The sequence below is a fragment of the Atopostipes suicloacalis DSM 15692 genome (assembly GCF_900129085.1).
Taxonomy (GTDB): Bacteria; Bacillota; Bacilli; order Lactobacillales; family Carnobacteriaceae_A; genus Atopostipes; species Atopostipes suicloacalis.
Map to the genome: position 1 here is coordinate 1 of NZ_FQUF01000029.1, position 21,888 is coordinate 21,888.

Below are 21,888 nucleotides of genomic sequence, written 5' to 3' on the forward strand. Positions count from 1 at the left end.
TCCATCCCAATGACAATTTGATCGATGTTCAGCTCTTCCACATAATGCAGAATAAAATTTTTGATTTGGGTGGCACTAATTTGATCATTTTCAAAACTAGCTTCCTTCAGCACAGGGAAATTATCATCATCTGTCAAAAAGCAAACATCCAATTCTGTTGAGCTAACGTCTAAACCTACAATTAATTTCATGGAAGGAACCTCCTTTCATTCATTATTTGGAAAAACCTTGGTTACTGTGGGATATCCCTGAACGCCATGCCCCACAACACCCTTGCCTAATCGAATTTAATCACTTTTTCCAAAGCCGCCGGAATGAACTACTACACATTCCGTAGGAAAGAAGTGGAAACAGCTAGTGAGTTGGTTGTTTGAGGGCATGGGTCGGGTCACAGACTTAACATCGTAGTCAAGCTACAAGGAGGAATAGTGTTTTCCCGTAGTCCCTTCCTAGACTAATTATTCAGGAATATTTCACAATAACCAAGTAAAACTATTAATATTCGGGTTTAAAAGATCTCTCCCATGAACTTAAAAGATCTTTAACTATATATTACAAGGAGGATAACGATGAGTGAACAAGATGAGAAAAAAAGAGTTAGTATCTCGAAACGAGATCGAATGAACGTTTCTTGGAGATTAACTTTTGTTCAAGCCAACTGGAACTATGAAAGAATGCATAACGTGGGCTTTGCTTATACGCTAGCTCCTATAATTCGAAAGCTTTATTCATCCAAAGAAGACCGTAGAGACGCTTTAAAACGACATTTAGAATTTGTAAACACTCACCCTTATGTCCATGCTCCTATCGTCGGAGTTGTCCTTGCTTTAGAAGAAGAAAAAGCAAATGGCGCTGAAATTGACGATATGGCCATCCAAGGGGTTAAAGTAGGAATGATGGGACCCTTAGCAGGTGTCGGAGATCCAATCTTTTGGGGAACTTTAAGACCAGTTATCGGTGCCTTTGCCGCTTCTCTGGCATTAACGGGAAGTGCACTTGGTCCGCTATTATTCTTCTTAATTTGGAATGTAATCCGTATCCTCTTCACATGGTACACCCAAGAACTTGGTTATGTCTCCGGTTCAGAAATTACGAAAGAACTTGGCGGAGGTATCTTAAGAAAGCTAACAACTGGTGCTTCTATTCTGGGAATGTTCGTTATGGGTGTTTTGGTTCCCCGATGGACGGAAATGAACTTCCCCGTCGTGATTTCAGAGCTTCAAAATGACGCAGATACTATTGTAGATTTTGAGGGGCTTGCCGAGATGGCTAACAATAATATACTAACAGCGGATAAGCTTCGAGAAGTGGTTTCCCAATTGACCGGAGGCGGTAATCTTTATGAAACCACTGCTCAAACGTTAGGGGATATCTTTAATGAATTACTGCCTGGCTTAATGCCCCTTATTTTAACTTTAGTCGCCATGTATCTTATGAAGAATAAAAACGTGAGTGCTATTACATTAATCTTTGCTATTTTTGGTTTAGGTATTGTGATGTATGCACTAGGAATTATGGGTTAAACGGTCATGAATGACGAGAGTATGTTAAATAATGAAATAGAATTTATGACAAGAGCAAATTCAAAACTCAATCCCCTATCTCCGCAATCAGGGATTCTTTTAATTGGAGATCAAGGGCTAGAGTTCCGTTCAGAAAAAAGTCCAGGATATGTTCAAATTCCTTGGTCTTCTATCACAGAAATTCGCGTTCAAATGTTTTTTAAAGGGCGGTACGTACGGGGATTTTTTATTGAAACTGATGAAAATCAAAATTTCGAATTTATCGTAAGTGATGCTAAAGAAGCCTTGCGCAACATGAGAAAACATTTAAGTCGGGATCAATTTGTTCGAAATCCAAGTAACCTTACCCAAGTTTTCAAAAAAAGAAAAGAATAAAAGATAGAGTTTAGGTTAAAAGCCTAAGCTCTATTTTTATTAATTGGGATTTTATTTTGTTAAATTAGAGGTCAATTCAGTTTCTCCAGCGAGCACGCTATCATAATAAGCTTGCTTATTATCAATGAAAAGAAGCGATTCTTTAACTCGGGTAATCTCACATTCTAATTTCTTTCGAGTGTCTTCTAACATCTCTTTTCTTTCGTTAATGGAAGCTTCCCCTTTATAACAAAGCTCCATATATTTTTTCATATCTTTGATGCTCATGCCACATTCTCTTAACTTAGTCAGACCTTTTATCCAGTCCACATCTAAATCATCAAAGATACGATAATTGTTCTTATCTCTTTTATGATTGGGAACAAGGCCTTCATTGCAATAATACTTTAACGTCTCATAAGTGATTCCAACTTCATCACAAACTTCTTTCATTTGGTATTTTTCTGTCTGTAGCATTTATATTATCCCCTTTTTTCTTGACCGGTAGTTACCCCCATGCTTTACACTAATAGTATAGTTAATGGGTTTAAAATTTACAAGGAGGAATAAAATGAAATCAGTTTACCTTATTCGACATGGACAAACTTTATTTAATAAGCAAAAGAAAATCCAAGGTTTTAGTGATTCTCCTTTAACAGAAGTTGGGATTAAACAGGCAGCCATTGCTGGGAAGCATGTTTTAGATTTAAATTTAAAATTCGACGATGCTTATAGTTCTACCTCAGAGAGAGCCAGTGATACCCTTGAATTGATTGCAGATGTTCCTTACAAACGGATCAAAGGATTAAGAGAGTGGAACTTTGGTGATTTAGAAGCTGAAGGTGAGCATCTAAATCCACCCCTCCCTTATAGAGATTTCTTTGTACAATTCGGTGGTGAAGACGAATTTGACTTTCAGCACCGTATAAATACAACGATTACTCAATTGGCCGAAGAATCCGATGGCGAAAATATATTAATGGTTTCTCATGGTGCTATGTGTATAATGTTTCTCGGAAAGACAAATAAAGATTAGTAGACAAAAAGAAAGAAGACCTTTATTCTAAAATCACGACAAAATCAGAATGAGGTCTTCTTATGGATAATATTATATCAGAAATTGTAGAGATTATAAATAACAACCAGTCACTTATTGGCATTGAAATGGTAATAGAAACCTATTTTACGGAGGTTCTTAGTCAATTATTTTCCAAAGCTTTAGAACGGATAGACTTAGAATTAATCTTGGAGTATAAAGAAAAAGGCTTTGAGATTGATCGAATTGAGGAGCGAACCGTTCAATTTAGTTTTGGACCTGTTGTATTAAAAAGACGACGTATGCGAAAAAAAGGTGAAAAGAGTGTTGTTCCTTTAGATCTAGCGATTGGTTTGGAAAAACATAAACGATACTCACCGTTGGTGGAAATGAAAGCTGTCAGTTTAGCTTCAGATTCGGTTTATCGAAAGGCTTCAGATGCGATTGAATTATTGACTCCTTTATCGATCAGTCATGGAGCCATTCATTCAATGACTCAAAGAATTGGAGAAACGATTCAAAACTGGACAGACGAGGCACCCCTCCACGACGAAAAGCTACTCAGAGACAAAAAGAAAGTCCCCGTGTTATTTATTGAAGGTGATGGGTTATTACTGAAAGGTTCTAAAGAAAAGCGCCCTGAATTGCATCGTGTACAGATCCACGAAGGGGTCATCATGAACCGTAAGCGTCCTGAATTAAAAAATCCTTTACTATTTGAAAGTACAGAGTCTAGCCGTAAGGCTTTTGAACGGGCTGGAAAATGGCTTGAGAAGGAATATGATTTAAGGGATACAATCGTCATTTCAAATAGTGATGGTGGGAGTGGTTACGAAAAGGATAAATTTGATGCGATTATTGGCCAAACGAAGCGACATGAGCACTTTCGAGATACTTACCACGTAAACAGAAAGATTAAAGAACGACTAAGTTTTGATAAAAAGATGGCCAATTTAATGATTCAAGCGGTTCGTTCGTACGATCAGAGTCAGATTGACGCGATTTTACATACGACCTTATCACGAATAGAGGCTGACGAAAAAGAAGCAGCTTCCATTGAAAATGTTTATAAGTTGGAGAAGTATATTCAGCGCAATTGGAACAGTATCAAACCGCTAAAAATGAGAGGTTTACCTGTCCAAAAGGGCTTAGGTGTTTGTGAAAGTAATCATCGCCCCTTTAGTTATCGTATGAAACACCAAGGGCGTGGGTTTACTAAAAAAGGTGCCGGAAACCTTGCAGCTGTGATTTCAGCCCGTCGAAATGGGACATTTTTAGAGATCTTAACGACCGAACTCCCAGCATTTAAAGAGGAAGTAACCGATCAATTTAGATCTGCTGTACGTAACGCTTTGAAAAAAGGACAAGTTCAGCCTTCGCAAGGAGCTGTTTCAGGAAGAATCGCTAACTATGGCTCCACTTCTAGTCCTATGGGACGATTAGCAGAGATATTTAGATGATGAGCCTTTCCCATGTATTCATTCGCTCTAGGAGCGAATGAATACATGGGAAAGGAGAATGAATTAAAAGTGAATAAGGTCTTGTTTTTTAAAAAATAAGTTTCCGAGGAAATATTGACACATACCTCATGGTGCGGCCATTGCACAATTTTATAGATCTTGGTTAGAATATAGTGATGTAAGACGAAAAGGTCGTATTCAAAACTGTTCCATCTTCCATTATCATTTCAAAGATGATGTATTTGTCTTACAAGAGATTATCGAGCATGATTTTAGCGAACTTGAGATTTAAGCAGTTTATTAACTTTACTTCGAGATTGTATCATTCGATACTTTCTCGAAGTTTTTTTATTTTAGTAAGGGGGTTGCTCTGGAAATTCCAAACAGGTTTAAAAAATGATAGAATAGATAAAATAGCAAGTTTATTTTTAATAAGGAAGGAAGTGTTCTATGAATAGAAGAAACTATACAAGGTCAGTAAACCCTCAAAATTCGTATTTCGACGGTGGTTTACCGAGCTATGTTGGGCGAGTTATTTTTGGAGCCATTTTAACTATTTTTACCTTTGGTTTAGCAGCTCCTTGGGCAATTGTAAATATGTATCGTTGGGAAATTAACCATACCGTCATTGATGGGAAACGTTTGGAATTTGTGGGAACGGGTTGGAGACTTTTTGGACAATGGATTAAATGGTGGTTTTTAACTCTTATTACTTTAGGTATTTATGGATTTTGGGTACATATTAAATTATTAGACTGGAAAGCTCGTCACACTTTTCTGGTCGATGAATTTTATGATTTCTAATTTGGGGAAAAATTCATTAAGGAGTGTTTAGTCATGATAAGTAAACAAGACAGGCGATATTTAAAACGATGTGTGGAGCTTGCTAAGACGGCGATTGAGAAAGGTGATCAGCCTTTTGGTTCCGTGTTGGTTTCTGAAAATGGCGAAATATTATTTGAAGATCATAATCATGTTTCTGGAGGTGACCACACGCAACACCCTGAGTTTGCGATTGCTCGCTGGGCAGCTAATCACTTGGCTCCTGATGAAAGAGCCAAAGCAACGGTCTATACATCGGGTGAACATTATCCAATGTGTTCAGCTGCTCATGGTTGGGTCGGTTTAGGTCGAATTGTCTATGCTAGTTCTTCTGCTCAATTAGTGGAGTGGCAAAAAGAAATGGATGTTGAGCCTTCTCCAGTTAAACCTCTTCCGATTCAAGAAGTGATTCATGAGACAGAAGTCGATGGTCCTGATGACGAACTTGCTGAAGTGATCCGTCAATTACATGTAAAAGCAAATCAACGATGACATTCAAAAACTCACCTATTCTAGATGAATTTGGGTGAGTTTTTGTATTTTTATAATTTTATTGACCAATCTTAAAGGTATATTTATGGCCTTGTGACATACTATGGTAAAAGCCTTCACCTTCATAAAGTTGAAAGACTTGGACCCCTTGACGGTCGCTCTCTTCTGGATAGACTTGCTCGACATAAGGATTTCCTTCTAATAAATCTTCTAATCTCTCTTTCCCAATTTCACGAACTTTTCCAGTGATGCGAATGACTTGAATTAAATAGGTCTCTTCACGAAGAGCGGTAATCGCGATATTGGGATTATTCTTAATTTGTTTATAAAAATCTGTTTTAGGGTTCGTCATGAAAAAGACGCCCTCATCATTGGCTACACCGATATGTATATGACGAGCATGTGGGTTATTATTTTCATCGATAGAGGAGATTACGGCTACTTTCATGTCTTCTTCTAATATTTTCATAATGTCTTCGATTTTCATTTACTTTCCTCCCTTCTTCCTTGTGATTTATTTCATAAACTTTAGTATAGTATAACAGATGTTCTTTAAAATTTAAATAAAGCTTGTTTATTTTCAAACTGACCTTATCACTATTCATTTTCCCTTGAAAGTGAATGAGTTGGTGGAATAGGTCTCTAAAATAGGTGCTCGCGTGCGGAGGAGATTCCCCGCACGTGAGCGAGGTGAGCTCGAACGCGGGGCTGAGCGTCGGCACGCGAGCTCCATAAAAAAAGGGGAGCTCACACGCGGAGAAGGTTGCCCGCACGTGAGCGAAGCGAGCTCGAGTGCGGAGCGGAGGGCCGGCACGCGAGCTCCACTTTGAAGTTCTCTGTTTTTCATATTAGCTTTTTTGAGAAAAATTTTATCCTTTATTTATCGCCCAATCATTAAATTTCCCCATGTTTCATCCCACTTCTTATTCGTCATCCGTTCAACATAAACAGAATAATAACCACTATCCTTTTGATAAAATGGGGTAGGTTTTACTTTCATTTCAAATAAGTCGTCTAAGCCGTAGGGCGCCATAATCTCCAGTTCTCCCTTATATATCCGTGCAGCTACAGCAGTTGGCGTTTCCGGAAAATGTGCAATCCCATCGTAAGATGAATTAAAAGGATCAAAATCATTTTTCTGATGCATTCGTGCTTGATTTTTAACGGACCACGGTCGGTTTGGACGCAAAATCTGTAATTTTTTTTCGAGAGATTCTTCTGCCGCCCATGAAGTATCTGAAGAATCAAAGTAGATGACATCAATATCGTTGATTGGCGTGGTTACATCAGCTAATAGATCCCAAACTTTATTTCGAATCAGCCCTGCGCATATCCATGCATCCTCTAACCCTAACTTTTCCACAGCTTTTAAAGAAGTCAGGATATATTCGTCATTTTTAATCACTTCTTTTAATTTTTGAGTATGATTCATTATCTTTATTGTCTCCTATTCATCCAACACATCAAACATTTTCAGATAATATTCACTCAACTGCTGATACTTTTCAAAATGACGTTGATAGAATTGATAGTCAGATTCGTTGGATTTAATTCGTCTTTCCATTGGAATCATAAGGTTAAGTTCAGAGAAATCTTTGATTTCTCCAAGAGCATACAAGCCTAAAATAGTTGCGCCTAAACACGCATTTTCGGAAACTTCCGTAACGACAAGATCCATACCAAAGATATCAGCAATCATTTGGAGCCAAGTGTCTGATTGCGTAAAGCCTCCTGTAACTAAAATCTCTTGGGCATCCGCACCAATCACTTCTGAAATAGCGGTGTATACTGCATATAGATTCATATTGATGCCTTCCAATACGGCACGCAAAAGATGTTGGTTTTGATGATGAATATCTAAACCAAAGAAACTCCCTTTCGCATTCGGTCGCCAAATAGGAGACCGTTCGCCCACTAAGTAAGGATGGAAAAACAATTGATCGGCGCCGGGTTGAACCGAGGCTATTTGATCCATCATTTGATCATAAGGATTTTTTTCTGAATCCATTACACCATCAGAGTCCGTTGATTCTACAAATCGGTTCATCGCCCAATCCATAACCACTCCCCCATTGTTGACCGGTCCTCCAATGACCCAAAGATCTTCCGTTAATGCATAACAAAAAGTGCGTTCATCCTTATCCGTAAGTGGTCGATCCGTTACTGTACGAATCGCCCCACTTGTTCCGATAGAGAGAGCCACTTGTCCTTGACCTATCGCATTGACGCCTAGGTTTGCTAGACAGCCATCACTTGCGCCGATCACAACGGGTATCTTCGGATCTAAGCCTAAGGTTAAAGCTACTTCTTTCTTCATTCCACGAAGCACTTCTGTCGTTGGAACTAAATTGGGAAGCTTATTTTCGGAAATATCGAGAATCTCTAAGGCTTCTTTATCCCAAGACAAGGTATGCATATTAAATAAGCCGGTAGCATTAGCTAGGGAGTAGTCGGTCACGTACACGCCAAATAACTGGTACAAGAGAAATGTTTTCACTCCGATAAATTTGTCCGCTTTTTGCATCATTTCATGGGAAGATCTTTTAAGCCCATATAGCTTCACAAAAGGAGACATTGGATGGAGAGGTGTCCCAGTTCTGTGATAGAGAGAGGGATTGGTTTTGTTTTTTAAATCCTTTAAATAAGGTTCAGCTTGACGGTCCCCCCAAGTGAAAACAGGAGAAATTGGTTCTCCCTTGGTGTCTACAGCCAATAAGCTATGCATAGCTGCACTAAATGAAATGAATGAAATTTCCCAGCCACTTTTTGCGCATTCAGCAGTGCTTGCCCGGATAACTTGAAACGTTTTCTCTTTAATTTCATCAGCAGATTGGGTAGCCGCCCCAAATTCATCGGTATGTAAAGAATACGTCGCCGATTTTACAAAGCATTCTTCCCCAGAAAAAGTATATAAAGCCGCTTTAATGTTGGTCGTTCCAATATCTATCCCTAACATGTATTTTTCCACAGTTCCACGCTCCAGTTCCTTCTTGGTTTCTCTATTTTATTGTACCAAAAATGACGGATAGGATTTAATTGTTTCCTTTCATCTAGATTTTTCGCTTCGCAAACACGACGTATAATAGCGCTTTAAAACTCATTTGCCCGCTATCTATCCCCTATTGATTATGCTATAATCAAAACAATAAATGAAAAGGATCGGTCGTCTACTATGTTAGAACAACTACAGACAACACAAAGAAAAATTGATTATTTAGAACAACACACTTACACAAATTCGGATTTAGGAATGAGCTTTTCTAAAGGGGTTTATACATTTAAAGTCTGGTCGCCTCTTGCTAAGAAGGTTTATTTGAAGCTTTATCAAACAGGAATATTAAATGAAGAAACACTCATTAAAAAAGTACCTATGGCGCTTCAAGATAACGTTTGGATCCTTTCTCTTAAAGAAGACTTAGATGGTTTATTTTATACGTATGAATTTGAACATGAAAGCGTCGTTACAGAAGCTCCTGATTTATATTCTAAAGCGGTTGGATTAAATGGCGATCGCACAGCCATTATTGATTTAGAAGAGACGAATCCTAAAGATTGGGAAAATGACCAACATGTCATGCAAGAACATATTACAGATGCCGTCATTTGGGAAGTTCATATGGAAGATTTTTCGGGAGATGGTTCTTCTGGAATTTCCTCAAAACATCAAGGAAAATATCTAGCTTTTACTGAAGAGAACACCACATTATATCAGTCCGGTGAATTTCCTACAGGGATTAATTATTTATCTCAACTTGGCGTAAATTATGTGCACCTTCTTCCTGTATTTGATTTTGATAATGAGGAAGAAACCTTACAATATAACTGGGGCTATGACCCTAAAAACTATAATGTCCCTGAAGGAAAATATGCGACCAACCCCCGTGATCCCAAAGTACGCATCAAAGAATTCAAACAAATGGTTCAAAGTTTGCATAAACATCATATTGGTGTTGTCATGGATGTCGTCTATAACCATACCTATAAAACAGAAGATTCTTGGTTCCAATTCACAGTACCCAATTATTATTATCGTCAAGATGCACACGGAAATTTTTCAAACGGATCCGGTGTTGGAAATGAAACAGCCAGTGAGCGAACCATGATGCGCAAATATATGATTGATTCCATTCTTTACTGGGTGGAAGAATATCATATTGATGGCTTCCGTTTTGATTTGATGGGTGTTCATGATACAGAAACGATGAATCTTATTCGAGATCGTTTAGATCAGCGAGGCTATGAACACGTCATTTTATATGGTGAACCTTGGGCAGGTGGCGAATTGGCCTTAAAAGAACCTTATAAACCAGCAGGTCGCAATAATGTACACGACTTTTCCGACCGCATTGCTCTATTTAATGCTGAATTTCGGGATTCGATTAAAGGGGATGTCTTCACTGAATACCATGGTGCTTTCTTGCAAGGAGCGAATATCGAACGAGTCAGCGACTTTTCAAATATCGATTTAGTTGCTGCGATTATGGCCAATACTCAAAGAGATGCGGGAGAATATCATCTTCCAGAGCATAAAGCTTGGGCACGTACGCCTACCGAAGTGATTAATTATAGTTCGGCGCATGATAATTTAACTTTATACGATAAATTAGTACTCTCGACAGATAGCCCCACGACTCAAATGCGACATGAAGAAATTATTGAAATGAATAAAATAAATGCAGCCATTTTATTCACTTCACAAGGCGGAATTTTCTTCCAAGCCGGTGAAGAGTTTGCCCGTACTAAATATGGAAACCCCAATAGTTACAATGCTTCCCTGGCGATTAACCGTTTAGATTGGGCGCGAGCGCGCGAGTATCAGGACTTGGTTCATTACTATAAAAATATGATTGCTATTCGAAAAGCCTATGCACCTTTAAGAGATGCAACCAAGCAAACAGCTTCGATGATTTATTTTAACTATTTACCAGAGAATATATTAGCTTATTCCATTCCCAATGTTTTCGATACTCAAGGCACATGGAAAAGTTTATTCATTGCCGCCAACACCAGTAAACATCCTTATATGCTTGATTTACCTAAGGATAAAAATGAAAACATCCAAACATGGAGAATTTTAGCAAATAATCAAGAAGCGGCGATTGAAGGTTTGGGAAACATTTCAAGCTCTTCCATTATTTTAAATCCGAGAGAAGTATATATTTTAGCAATAGATAATCATTAAATTTCTCTGTAAGCTGTTTAGACTATGGATGATTATGCAGGAGGTATTTTTTTGATTCAAAATAAATATTATGAAATTTATCTACGCTTAAAGCAAAAAATCACAGAAGGCATTTACAAAAAAGCAGAACTTCTTCCTAGTGAAAATACGTTAGCTAAAGAATATGACGTCTCTCGCGAAACTATTCGGAAAGCTTTAGATTATTTGAGTCAAGATGGGCTCATTCAAAAGAAACAAGGAAAAGGCTCCATTGTTTTAGATGCTCAATTATTTAATTTTCCAATTTCTGGCTTAACCAGTTTCAAAGAGTTAGCGGATGCGCAACAGATGGACGCTCAAACCATTTTACTTTCCAATCAACGAGTGACAGTTGATGGACAACTACAAAAAAAGGTACCTTGGTCACTTGGTTCAGATCTGATTCTGACGGAACGCATTCGAAAGATTGATGAACAAAAAGTTATTTTCGACACAGATTATTTAGATCCAAAAATAACAGGCGATATTCCAAAAGAACGCTTAGAGGATTCTTTATATGACTATTTAGAAAATGATTTGCAACTTCCCATCGCTTTTGCGAATAAAGAAATTTCCGTTGAAAGTGTTACGGATAAAGACCGTGCAAATCTGGATTTACGAGATGAGGATAATCATTTGGTGGTCATACGAAGTGCAGTTTATTTAGAAGATGCGCGAAATTTCCAGTTTTCTGAATCACGTCATCGGGTAGACCGTTTCCGCTTTATTGATTTTTCTCGCAGAAAACATACCCTAAGTGAACACGATGGCTTTAGATAGCCCCAGATAAGGAGAGTGAATCGAATGAATAACAGACAGACACTAATTTTTACCCTCTTTTTACCCTTTCTTTTCTTGATTACCGCCTGTTCCTCGCAAGAGCGAACTGCCCCTATGGATATGAACAGCGAAAATATGACAACGGAAGAATTTGTGAGCGAAGATGAAGCAAGCGTAGAAGATGCAAAAAATGCTGATCTAGATTTAGGCGATAAAATTATCCGGACTGCTTCCTTAACTTATGAAACGATTGCATTCGATGAAGCCGTCAACTTTGTCCACAAACAAATGGATGAATTCCAAGCTCAAATAGAACATTCCAGCCAAACAACAAATACAAAATATGGCCAAGAAAATGGCGAATTTATCCAGTTGACCATTCGGCTGCCCCAAGACCAGCTGGATGCTTTTATCGAACGTTTGGATAATTATGAATCTTTATACGCTCAATCTCAAGAAATTGGACGCTCAGATGTTACAAAAGCTTATCGTGATAATGAAACACGAATTAATGTGCTGAAAGAAGAAGAAACCGCTTTGAGGGATATGTTGCAAGAACAGGGATCGTTAGAAGAGATCCTCCAAATTCGGACACGACTTTCTGAAGTCATTTCGGAACGGGAAATTTACGAAGATGAGAATCAAAATTATGAAGAGCAAATTGACTTTTCGACCATTTACCTCAGTATTCAGCAAACGGATCGAGCAAGTGATCGAGATGTGAGTGGTTTTTGGAATCGATTGGTCAATGCCTTTGGTGACTCTTTTTATCGGTTTGTCCATGTGATGCAACAAGTATTGATTAACTTGGTTTATCTTTTCCCTTACCTTGTGATTCTTGTGGTTGTGGGAATTCTCGTTTATTTCGTTTGGCGCCGGATTCGTCGTTAAGGCTAAATGATTAAAAAATTATTATTAAAAAAATAGGCTCACTTGTCAGCATGATGCAATTTGCTTGGCAAGTGAGCCTAAAAATTAAATTATTTGCTTGAAGCTACGATTCATCCGCTATTTGAATAAAACTTACGGCTTCATAAGGCGCGAGTTCCAACGTTTTACTGAATGCTTTCGCCCCATAATTCCCCAGTAAATATTCCCAAGCCCCTTCTTCTACTTTTGATGACAGATCTAGAGTGATCGGTTCGCCATAGAAATTACTAAAAGTAATTAATTCCTGATTTTCATAGCGCCGACGATAAGCCCATACTTGTTCGTGTTTTAGAAACATGGGTGCATAGGAACCTTCTTGGATAATTTTCATTTTCTTACGCAACTGAATTAATTTTTGATAATATTTAAAAATCTCGCCATCTTTTAATTCATTTTCGACGTTAATTTCTTTATAATTATCGGCTACTTGAATCCAAGGTGTCCCTTTTGTAAATCCACCGTGTTCTTCATCATTCCATTGCATCGGCGTTCGACTGTTATCACGAGATTTTGCTTGGATAATTTCTAATGCTTCTTTGTGTGTTTTTCCTTTTTCTTTTAGATTATAGTAAGCATTATGACTTTCGATATCTTGGTACTGATCCATTTTGGTAAAATAAGGGTCGGTCATTCCGATTTCCTCACCTTGATAAATAAAAGGAGTGCCATGTAAAAAATGCAAGACATGCCCCTGATTCGTAGCTGATTTTTCTCGATACTTCTGATCATCCCCAAAACGAGTTAGTGCCCGTGGCTGGTCATGGTTATTCCAAAACAAAGCATTCCAACCCCCGTTTTCACTCAGTCCCAATTGCCAATCATTGATAATTTTTTTAAGTTCTAAAAAATCAAAAGGTGCTTTGGTCCATTTTTCTTTATTGGGATAATCCACTTTTAAGTGATGAAAGTTAAAGGCCATATTTAGTTCATCATTTTCTGGTTGGGTATAGGCTATACAACTTTCAATGGAAGTCGAACTCATTTCACCCACGGTTATAAAATCTGGATCTTTTCCAAAACTTTGATGATTTAATTCACGTAAATAGTCATGCACAATCGGCTTATCTGTATATAAAGATTTTTCTTGATCAATATCACCAACGGAGTTGACCAACTTCTCGTCTTTTCCAATTAAATTAATCACATCTAAGCGAAACCCTTTAATTCCCTTATCCATCCAGAAATTTACAATCTCAGCTGCTTCTTTACGAACTTCTGGGTTACGCCAGTTTAAATCGGCTTGGGTAGGATCAAATAAACTTAAATAAAACTTCCCTGTATCGCCAAATGGTTCCCAAGCAGAGCCTCCAAATTTCGAGACCCAATTTGTCGGAAAATCTTGCCCTTCAACTGGATCTCGTAAGATATAGTAATCTTGATATTTCTTGTCACCGGCTAGCGCTTTTTGAAACCATTCATGTTCAGTGGATGTATGGTTAATGACCAAATCCATCATTATACCAATATCATGTTCCTCTCCTACCCTAACCAGTTCTTCAAAGTCATCCATTGTTCCAAAAAGAGGATCAATATTATTATAATCTGCAATATCATAGCCATTATCATTTTGCGGAGATGGATAAAAAGGATTAATCCATACAATGTCTACCCCCAATTTATGAAGATAGGGAATTTTTTCCGTAATTCCTTTAAGATCTCCTATTCCATTTCCATCGGTATCATTAAATGATTTAATGTATGCTTGATAAATGACACTCCTTCGAAAGTCCAACGTTATTCTCCTCATCTATTTAAAAATTCTTACTTTTCATATTTAATTTATTTCAAAAAGAGTGGTTGAATGATCTCAACCACTCAAAATAGTTTTCACTTCTATAAATCACCAATCATTGGGGTATCTTCATCAACTGTGCCCTCTGCTTGAGCAAAAATACCTTGTTTTTCAAAAAAGGCGGTTGCGACAAACGGGACCACTATCGCAATGACCATAGCAATCGCGAACATTAACATGGAATCTGTTTGAATACTTAAGATTCCTGGCAAACCTCCAACACCGATTGAATTGGCTGTAACGCCTGTAGCTACAGAAAACATTCCAGCAATTCCTGAGCCAATCATCCCGGCAATAAATGGATACATATATTTAATATTAATACCAAACATTGCTGGCTCTGTAACACCTAAATATGCAGATATCATGGAAGGGAAAGAAACTTGTTCTTCTTTTTTATTCCCACGATGCATCCACCAAATAGCTAGTACTGCTGATCCTTCAGCAATATTGGATAAAGCAATCATTGGCCATAGAATGGTTCCACCATAATCCGCTACTAACTGTAAATCTATCGCGTTTGTCATATGATGGAGCCCCGTAATGACCAATGGCCCATATAAAGCACCAAAGACTGCACCAAATAACCAGTTAAAGGAACTAGTTAATCCGGCCATAACCCCTTGAGAAATCCACTGACCGAGTTGCCAACCAATTGGACCCAATACTACGTGAGCAATAATAACTGTAGGAATTAAAGCAAATAGTGGAACAAAAATCATCGAAATAGATTCTGGAATGACTCGACGGAAAAACTTTTCTAAATATACTAAAACTAAAGCAGCTAATATCGCTGGAATAACTTGCGCTTGATAGCCAATCATATCTACTTGGAAAAAACCAAAATCCCATTGTGGAATATCAGCGGCCGCTGTCTCTGCGACTCCATAAGCATTTAATAGCTGTGGAGAAACCAAGGTAATTCCTAAGACAATTCCTAAAATTTGAGTTGTTCCTAATTTTCTAGTAACTGACCACGTAATTCCTACTGGAAGGAAATGGAAAATCGCTTCAGCAATTAGCCATAAGAAATCATTCACCCCTGCCCAGAATTGATTCACATCTACAATCGTATTATAAATAGGAGTCCCAGCTGACGTAAATTGGGGAGCGCCATCAACAACTAATTGTCCTAATGCTTGAAGCTCAATACCTTCTAAAATATTACGAAAACCTAAAATTAACCCACCAACAATAATAGCTGGAATCAAGGGAGAAAAAATTTCTGCCATAACAGAAGAAGCTCTTTGGAACCAATTTTGGTGCGATTTAGCGGCTTCTTTTGTTTGATCTTTTGATACGCCCTCTATCCCCCGATATTTCAGAAAATTCATTATAAAAGTCCGCTACCTGATTTCCTATAATCACCTGAAATTGCCCGGATTGCGTAAATGTTCCTTTTACTGAAGGGATATCTTCGATTGCTTTAACGTTCGCTTTATCTTCGTCTTTTAATACAAAACGCATACGAGTTACACAATGAGAGACTGCATCAATATTGTCGGCACCACCAATTTCTTCCAAGAGTTTCTGTGCATCTTGTGTAAAATCAGCCATTTCTGTTCCTCCTTATTTTTCACTTGCATGTTTATACCCAACTTGTACATACAAGTTGTTTTATTAAAATAACTATAACTGTTCTATTAAATTTTTGCAAGCGTTTCATATTATTTGTAAAAAGAATTTTTCTTTAAGTTTGAAAAATAAACGTAGCGTTCCCACTATTCTAAAGTCATTTAAGCACATTTTTCTTTATTTAAACAGTGATTTAACTTTCTTTTAAAATTATTGTTGCTATCTTTAACAAAGACGGGGCTTGCGTTAAGTTATTTCGATTTTCTTTAACCTAGACGCTTCTCACGTCAAGACATTTTAATTATCTTTAACCTAGACACTTCTCACGTTAAGTTATTTTGATTATCTTTAACCTAGACGCTGCTCACGTCAAGACATTTTAATTATCTTTAACCTAGACACTTCTCACGTTAAGTTATTTTGATTATCTTTAACCTAGATGCTACTCACGTTAAGTTATTTCGATTATCTTTAACCTAGACACTTCTCACGTTAAGTTATTTTGATTATCTTTAACCTAGACGCTGCTCACGTCAAGACATTTTAATTATCTTTAACCTAGACACTTCTCACGTTAAGACATTTTAATTATCTTTAACCTAGACACTTCTCACGTTAAGTTATTTTGATTATCTTTAACCTAGATGCTACTCACGTTAAGTTATTTCGATTATCTTTAACCTAGACACTTCTCACGTTAAATTATTTTGATTATCTTTAACCTAGACGCTGCTCACGTCAAGACATTTCGATTTTCTTTAACTAAGACGCTGCTCACGTCAAGACATTTCGATTTTCTTTAACCAAGAACGCTGTACTAATAAGAATCAGTTACTTAGTCGCATTTAACTCGCTTTTAACTGCTAGAAATTCCTAAAATTGGATCCAAATAAATGAGGATAGAATATCTTGTGCCATAAAATATGTAAAATCGAAAACAAATTCATTTACCGAATGAGTGCTTCTTATGGTAAACTTATAATAGATTTACAAAAGAGGAGTGATTATATGGCTAGAGGCGGTGGTCGCGGTGGTGGCGGCGGTGGTCGTGGAGGCGGTAGCTTCGGTGGAAGTCGTGGAGGCGGACGTTCTTTTGGCGGAAGCCGTGGAGGTGGACGTCGTTTAGGCGGTGGTTCATCTCGAGGCCGAGGTGGTCGTAATACATCTAGTGGTAGAAGAACAACAGGTGGAAGCGGTGGTGGCGGATATAGACGCCCAGGTGGTTTCTTTGGTCCCAGACCTTTCTTTGGAGGTTGGGGTTATGGTGGTGGATATGGTTATGGAAGAAGACCTTACAGACGTGGAGGCTGTGGGACAGGTGGCTGTGGATGTTTGCCAAGTCTCATCCTCATTCTCGTTCTTTTATCCATTTTTAATTTTGCTTGGAGTAGTATTCCCGGATCCAACCACAGTACAGTAATAGAAACTGTGCGTGTTAATTCTTCAACGATTGAAAGAGAGCCTATCGATGCTGGTTTAGTCAATGAGACTGATTATTATCAAGATAATCTCGATTGGATTAGAGATCCTGGTGAGTTAGAAGATGGATTAAAACATTTTTATAACGAAACCAATATCCAACCTTTCGTCTACATCACGGATAATATTGATGGAGAGGCTAACCCCACTCCTGATGAAATTGATGCCTTCGCGAATGACTTATATGATGAATTATTTACAGATGAAGCCCATTTGTTACTCGTTCATTTTGAAAACTATGATTTTTATGATTATGAGTATTCTTATCATTTAGTGACTGGTTCTCAAGCAAAGGTATTGATGGATTCTGAAGCAGAAAATATTCTTTTTGATTACTTAGATTATTATTATCCAAAAGATGTAACTGAAGAAGAATATTTCTCCGAAGCCTTTAAAGATACAGCGGATCGCATTATGACAGTGACTAAGAGCCCATGGATTCCTGTCCTTCTCGTCATAGGTGGAGCGGTTATTTTGATTGTCTTGTTTAATTGGTGGAGAAGTGCTTTGAATAAACCAGATAAAGAAAGTGAAAAAGAAAAGCCTGAAAAGGATAAAGAAGACAAAGAAGATCTTGACGATTTTGATTTTTAAAGACTATAAAAAGCTACATCTGATGGATAATCTTATCAGGGTAGCTTTTTTTAAGTGTCTATTTTAGGAGGAGCATATCAAATAAATCTTTTAGCTCCCTTTTTTATTCGGCAGCTTTTTCCCAAGCTCGCTCTAATCTTTCGACATTTATTTTTTCCATTTGTAAAAATTCTTCGGTTACTGCATTAATTTGTTTTCGAGTTCCGGTACTTAATAATTCAGACAAATTCATGGGGACAATTTGCCACGAAACGCCAAATTTGTCTTGCACCCATCCGCATTGTTCTGCTTCTATCGCTGCTGATAATTTATCCCAATAATAATCGATTTCTGCTTGAGTGACGCATAAAATCATGAGGGAGACCCCTTCATTGAATTGATAATCTACCGTTTCGGGATGATCTGCTGCAATCATTTCAAGGCCCATTATTTCAAAAGTCGCATGGGCAATTTGTGCTTCTTCTGAACTTGCTTGTCCACTCTCATATTCATGCACCTCAAATATTTCGCCATTTTGAAAAATATTGGTGTAATAAGTGATCGCATCTCGCGCTTTCCCTGTGGCTGTTCCCGAAAACGTGAGGGAAGGAATAATTTTTTGCTTATCATTCTTTCCTTCTGTATAAATGAGCTGCCAAGACAACCCATAGCGGTCTTCCACCCAACCATAAAACTCGCTAAAATCATATGCTTTTAGAGGCATTAAGATATGGCCACCCTCTGCTAGCTCATCCCATAACATTTGAACTTCTTCCTTCGTTTTACCATGGACCGTCATGGAAATCGAAGAGTTCATCTTAAAGTTAGGTCCTCCATTGAGTGCCGCAAAATGTTGACCCGCTAAGTTAAATTCATAGGCAACAGTATTTTCTCCTAACGGGGTTCCTTCTAATTCCTGCACAGTGCGTATTTCTGAGTCCTCAAACAACGACATATAAAAATCAACCGCCTCTTTTGCATCCGTCTCAAACCAAAAATGAGGGACAATTTTTTCCATTTTTCTCTTCCTTTCAATTTCCTTGAGTAAAACACGAAATAGAATACAATATATGATGAAGAAAAATGTTTCATACACTTACCTGTCTAAATAAATTTTACCATAGCTCCCTTGGAAATGACCAAAAAAATACTTACTTTGAGGAATCTTTAGAATATTGGTAAGCATTTCTGGGATCCCCATTTTCTAGATAGATAATGCCACAATACTCGAAGCCTAATTTTTTCACGACGTGTTTCATTTGTTCATTCTTCTCATGGGTATCTATTCTTACATTTTCATATTGATTTTGAACCCATTTAATCATCTGTTGGCCAGTCCCTTTTCTCTTACCATTTGTTGCAATTCGATGAATTGTAGCGTAAGGTTCTTCATTTAACCAAGTGCCTTCGATTTCTTGGTAGGTTGGATCTGGCGTTGTAAAAACTGAGAGCACTCCCAGCATACGACCTTTTTCATCCTCACAAACATGTGCTGCTTTTTTGGAAATATCCGCTAAGATTAACTCTTCAGAGGGATAGCCTACTTCCCATTGATCCAAGTTTCCACTTTCTTGTTGAACTTGACGTCCATAATCAAAAATTTCTCGCATTTTTGGAATATCTTCTTTTTGAGCTAATCGAATGTCCATATTTATCCCTACTTTTTGTCTTTTATATTATTAAAATGGTTTTGATTTATCACCATCGACTGAATATCTATAGTATATATAAAAAGAAGTTGCCGAATCAATAGATCCAGCAACTCCTGATTTCAATTATTTTTATTCGGCTATATTCGCCAGCTCTTCGTCAACCAAACGTTTATCATACATTTTCAAGAATGGATAATAAATAGCAAAGGCGACTAAGACATTAAATACCGCTAAGACAATCGATTTCCAATCACCTGCTGTCGCAATAAAGGCACCTAAACCAACAGGAGCTGGCCATGGATTTTGCGCAATAATTGGATCAACTAAACCAATATTAATAGTCACATAAGAAATCGTTGCCGTAACCATTGGTGCAATAATAAATGGAATGGCCATAATTGGGTTATAAAGAATCGGCATCCCAAAAATGACAGGTTCATTAATGTTAAAGATCCCAGGGACAATAGAAACTTTTCCTAAAGCTCCTAATTGTTCTGATTTTGCACGGAAAGCCATCCAAATCGTTAAGCCAAGAGTAGCTCCTGAGCCTCCTGAGTGGATAAAGACATTCCAAATATCTCCTGCAAAAGGAATAACTGCTCCTTCAACATTTGTTTGCATATTCGCTAAAGTGATAGGCGCTACTAATGATGTAATAATGGTTCCTCCATGAATTCCTACAATCCATAAAGCATGAAGTAAGAAAACAACAAGCATTAATCCAGCCCAGCTATTTGCGATGTTTGTGACAAAGCCAAAAGGAATAGCAACTAATTGGAAAATATCTGTTCCAAGGGCAACTAAAATTCCTTGTAAAATAATAATGACTAAAGCGACAAGAAATGCTGGAATCAATGCGGTAAAAGCTTTAGAAACTCCTTGAGGAACAGCTTCCGGCATTTTAATTGTCCAATTTTTTTGGACACTAATTCTATAAATTTCAACAGCCACGATAGCCATTATAATCCCTGAAAAAATACCCATTGTACCTAATCGGGTAATTCCATCCGCACCAATGTCCAAACCATTTATCACTTGAGAAGAATCATCCATTACATTGACTAAAGTCATATAGCCATCTTCGAAAACAATTTGAGGGATGACCATAAAGAAGGCCATTACGGATAATAGCGCACCGTTTAAAGGATCTAAATTTAATTTTTCGTCTTGTATATAGGTTTTTGTATATTCATAACCTAAAATAATAACGAAAAATAAGGCTAAAATACCCATCGTTGCTTTGTTAGCCAACATGTATAAATCACTAAATCTAAAAAATGTTGCATTAAAGAAACCTTCTAGAGCTGGAAAAGTCATCGGTAAAACATTCAACACTAAAAACATTGATCCAACAATAGTAAAGGGTATGGTTGCCATCCCAGTATTCATGATTGCTCTAACAAATTTCGTTTGAGAAAAATTTCCTAAAGGCCCCATAAACTTTTCTTCAAGCGCATTCATAAAATCATTTGCTTTTTGATTCATAGTTTCCACTCTTTCTACATTTTGAAATAATTACTTTTCATATTTTAAATAATACTTATCTTTATTCATCGAAACGTTTTTAATTCTTTTTACGCAAAGAAGACATAATAAAATTCCCAATACATAAGAACCTCCCAGTATGAGTCTTAGACGAGAATTAAAAACGAAAAATGGGAAAAACCAATTAAAAACTCCTTGATGAAACAACGAAAGAAATAAAAAAATCATAGTCACTAATTGTACTGAAAAATATACTTTGTTTCTTGACAATAAAAATTTATCCTGTTTACTAGTTGCAAACCTTAATTGTTCACTATATGCAACGCCTGAAAACATTAATAATGAAAAGGGTATAATAGCTCCCCAGTGTTGACTCAGGATGGACATTAAAAACCAGTATAGGTTTATAAAAAATAATCCGACTGTATAATAGCGAAGTATAAATATTCGATTATAGCGTCTGGATACATTTTTAGTTTTTTCTTCTACCTGCTTTTTACTCATTTTTTGGCTCATAACATGTATAGGCTTTGTTCAGTTTCTCGTGGTTTACTCTTTCAATTTGCTTTTTTATATCTCTTATATTGCTCAAATTACAAAATATATTTCAAATCTTCTGAATAAACCATTCATACACCCCCTATTTTTTTCACTCCCTTTCTTAAATTTTCCCGGAAATATACTCTAACATATGTAATCGATACCGGACAACACGAATACGCAATTTCCTGTTTC

The 21,888-nt window shown here is 37.3% G+C and carries 18 protein-coding genes and 2 pseudogenes; 10 read left to right on the forward strand and 10 right to left on the reverse strand.

Going from position 1 to position 21,888, the window contains the following annotated elements; translation table 11 throughout:
* A pseudogene (locus BUB96_RS08395) lies at nucleotides 1-191 on the reverse strand (IS110 family transposase); the annotation flags it as partial.
* A 378-nt stretch (nucleotides 192-569) separates the two neighbouring features.
* Between BUB96_RS08395 and BUB96_RS08400 the strand changes: the two are divergent.
* Both BUB96_RS08400 and BUB96_RS08405 read left to right on the forward strand, forming a co-directional pair.
* Complete coding sequence (locus tag BUB96_RS08400) at nucleotides 570-1,523, forward strand: PTS system mannose/fructose/sorbose family transporter subunit IID (RefSeq protein WP_073298428.1); 954 nt, start codon at nucleotides 570-572, stop codon at nucleotides 1,521-1,523.
* Between the two features lie 6 nt (nucleotides 1,524-1,529).
* A complete protein-coding gene (locus BUB96_RS08405) occupies nucleotides 1,530-1,898 on the forward strand; it encodes a DUF956 family protein (protein ID WP_073298429.1) in 369 nt (122 codons plus the stop codon).
* 51 nt (nucleotides 1,899-1,949) lie between these two features.
* On the opposite strand, the gene BUB96_RS08410 is transcribed toward BUB96_RS08405, so the two are convergent.
* Nucleotides 1,950-2,354 (reverse strand): MerR family transcriptional regulator, encoded by a 405-nt coding sequence (locus BUB96_RS08410; RefSeq protein WP_073298430.1) that lies wholly within the window; start codon nucleotides 2,352-2,354, stop codon nucleotides 1,950-1,952.
* Between the two features lie 94 nt (nucleotides 2,355-2,448).
* On the opposite strand from BUB96_RS08410, the gene BUB96_RS08415 reads away from it, so the two are divergent.
* The 4 genes from BUB96_RS08415 (at nucleotide 2,449) to BUB96_RS08435 (ending at nucleotide 5,687) form a co-directional block, all read left to right on the forward strand.
* A complete protein-coding gene (locus BUB96_RS08415; RefSeq protein WP_084137061.1) occupies nucleotides 2,449-2,913 on the forward strand; it encodes a histidine phosphatase family protein in 465 nt (154 codons plus the stop codon).
* Between the two features lie 62 nt (nucleotides 2,914-2,975).
* Nucleotides 2,976-4,373, forward strand: a complete 1,398-nt coding sequence (locus BUB96_RS08420) for an ISLre2 family transposase (protein ID WP_073298431.1) — start codon at nucleotides 2,976-2,978, stop codon at nucleotides 4,371-4,373.
* 450 nt (nucleotides 4,374-4,823) lie between these two features.
* On the forward strand, nucleotides 4,824-5,177 hold the full coding sequence (locus tag BUB96_RS08430) for a DUF898 family protein (RefSeq protein ID WP_073298433.1): 354 nt from the start codon (nucleotides 4,824-4,826) through the stop codon (nucleotides 5,175-5,177).
* Nucleotides 5,178-5,210: 33 nt separating this feature from the next.
* Entirely contained in the window at nucleotides 5,211-5,687 is a 477-nt protein-coding gene (locus tag BUB96_RS08435; protein ID WP_073298434.1) for a nucleoside deaminase, read from the forward strand.
* Between the two features lie 58 nt (nucleotides 5,688-5,745).
* Here the strand turns inward: BUB96_RS08435 and BUB96_RS08440 are convergent, their stop codons facing one another.
* From BUB96_RS08440 to BUB96_RS08450, 3 genes are all read right to left on the reverse strand, one after another.
* A complete protein-coding gene (locus tag BUB96_RS08440; protein ID WP_073298435.1) occupies nucleotides 5,746-6,174 on the reverse strand; it encodes a pyridoxamine 5'-phosphate oxidase family protein in 429 nt (142 codons plus the stop codon).
* A 393-nt stretch (nucleotides 6,175-6,567) separates the two neighbouring features.
* Nucleotides 6,568-7,119, reverse strand: coding sequence for a nucleotidyltransferase family protein (locus BUB96_RS08445; RefSeq protein WP_073298436.1), 552 nt, complete (start codon nucleotides 7,117-7,119; stop codon nucleotides 6,568-6,570).
* A 15-nt stretch (nucleotides 7,120-7,134) separates the two neighbouring features.
* Nucleotides 7,135-8,655, reverse strand: a complete 1,521-nt coding sequence (locus BUB96_RS08450; protein ID WP_073298437.1) for a gluconokinase — start codon at nucleotides 8,653-8,655, stop codon at nucleotides 7,135-7,137.
* A 204-nt stretch (nucleotides 8,656-8,859) separates the two neighbouring features.
* Here BUB96_RS08450 and pulA point away from each other — a divergent pair, with 204 nt between their 5' ends.
* From pulA to BUB96_RS08465, 3 genes are read left to right on the forward strand one after another with little or no spacing between them, the layout of a single operon-like run.
* Nucleotides 8,860-10,869 carry a type I pullulanase gene (pulA, locus tag BUB96_RS08455; RefSeq protein WP_073298438.1) on the forward strand — a complete coding sequence of 670 codons (2,010 nt, stop codon included), beginning with the start codon at nucleotides 8,860-8,862 and terminating at the stop codon, nucleotides 10,867-10,869.
* A gap of 51 nt (nucleotides 10,870-10,920) precedes the next feature.
* Nucleotides 10,921-11,667, forward strand: a complete 747-nt coding sequence (gene treR / locus BUB96_RS08460; protein ID WP_234945833.1) for a trehalose operon repressor — start codon at nucleotides 10,921-10,923, stop codon at nucleotides 11,665-11,667.
* 24 nt (nucleotides 11,668-11,691) lie between these two features.
* Nucleotides 11,692-12,558: a DUF4349 domain-containing protein gene (locus BUB96_RS08465; protein ID WP_073298440.1), complete on the forward strand. Its 867-nt coding sequence runs from the start codon at nucleotides 11,692-11,694 to the stop codon at nucleotides 12,556-12,558.
* A gap of 103 nt (nucleotides 12,559-12,661) precedes the next feature.
* Here the strand turns inward: BUB96_RS08465 and treC are convergent, their stop codons facing one another.
* Together treC and treP are read right to left on the reverse strand one after the other, a co-directional pair.
* A complete protein-coding gene (gene treC / locus BUB96_RS08470; RefSeq protein WP_073298452.1) occupies nucleotides 12,662-14,335 on the reverse strand; it encodes an alpha,alpha-phosphotrehalase in 1,674 nt (557 codons plus the stop codon).
* A gap of 95 nt (nucleotides 14,336-14,430) precedes the next feature.
* Nucleotides 14,431-15,946: pseudogene (gene treP / locus BUB96_RS08475) on the reverse strand (PTS system trehalose-specific EIIBC component).
* 1,026 nt (nucleotides 15,947-16,972) lie between these two features.
* Here treP and BUB96_RS08480 point away from each other — a divergent pair.
* A complete protein-coding gene (locus BUB96_RS08480) occupies nucleotides 16,973-18,037 on the forward strand; it encodes a TPM domain-containing protein (protein ID WP_084137064.1) in 1,065 nt (354 codons plus the stop codon).
* Nucleotides 18,038-18,140: 103 nt separating this feature from the next.
* On the opposite strand, the gene BUB96_RS08485 is transcribed toward BUB96_RS08480, so the two are convergent.
* The 3 genes from BUB96_RS08485 to celB form a co-directional block, all read right to left on the reverse strand.
* The gene (locus BUB96_RS08485; RefSeq protein WP_073298441.1) at nucleotides 18,141-19,034 is read right to left on the reverse strand and encodes a VOC family protein; all 894 of its coding nucleotides are present in this window, start codon (nucleotides 19,032-19,034) and stop codon (nucleotides 18,141-18,143) included.
* A gap of 133 nt (nucleotides 19,035-19,167) precedes the next feature.
* A complete protein-coding gene (locus BUB96_RS08490; protein WP_073298442.1) occupies nucleotides 19,168-19,665 on the reverse strand; it encodes a GNAT family N-acetyltransferase in 498 nt (165 codons plus the stop codon).
* 132 nt (nucleotides 19,666-19,797) lie between these two features.
* The gene (celB, locus tag BUB96_RS08495) at nucleotides 19,798-21,153 is read right to left on the reverse strand and encodes a PTS cellobiose transporter subunit IIC (RefSeq protein WP_073298443.1); all 1,356 of its coding nucleotides are present in this window, start codon (nucleotides 21,151-21,153) and stop codon (nucleotides 19,798-19,800) included.
* Between the last annotated feature and the right edge of the window lie 735 nt (nucleotides 21,154-21,888).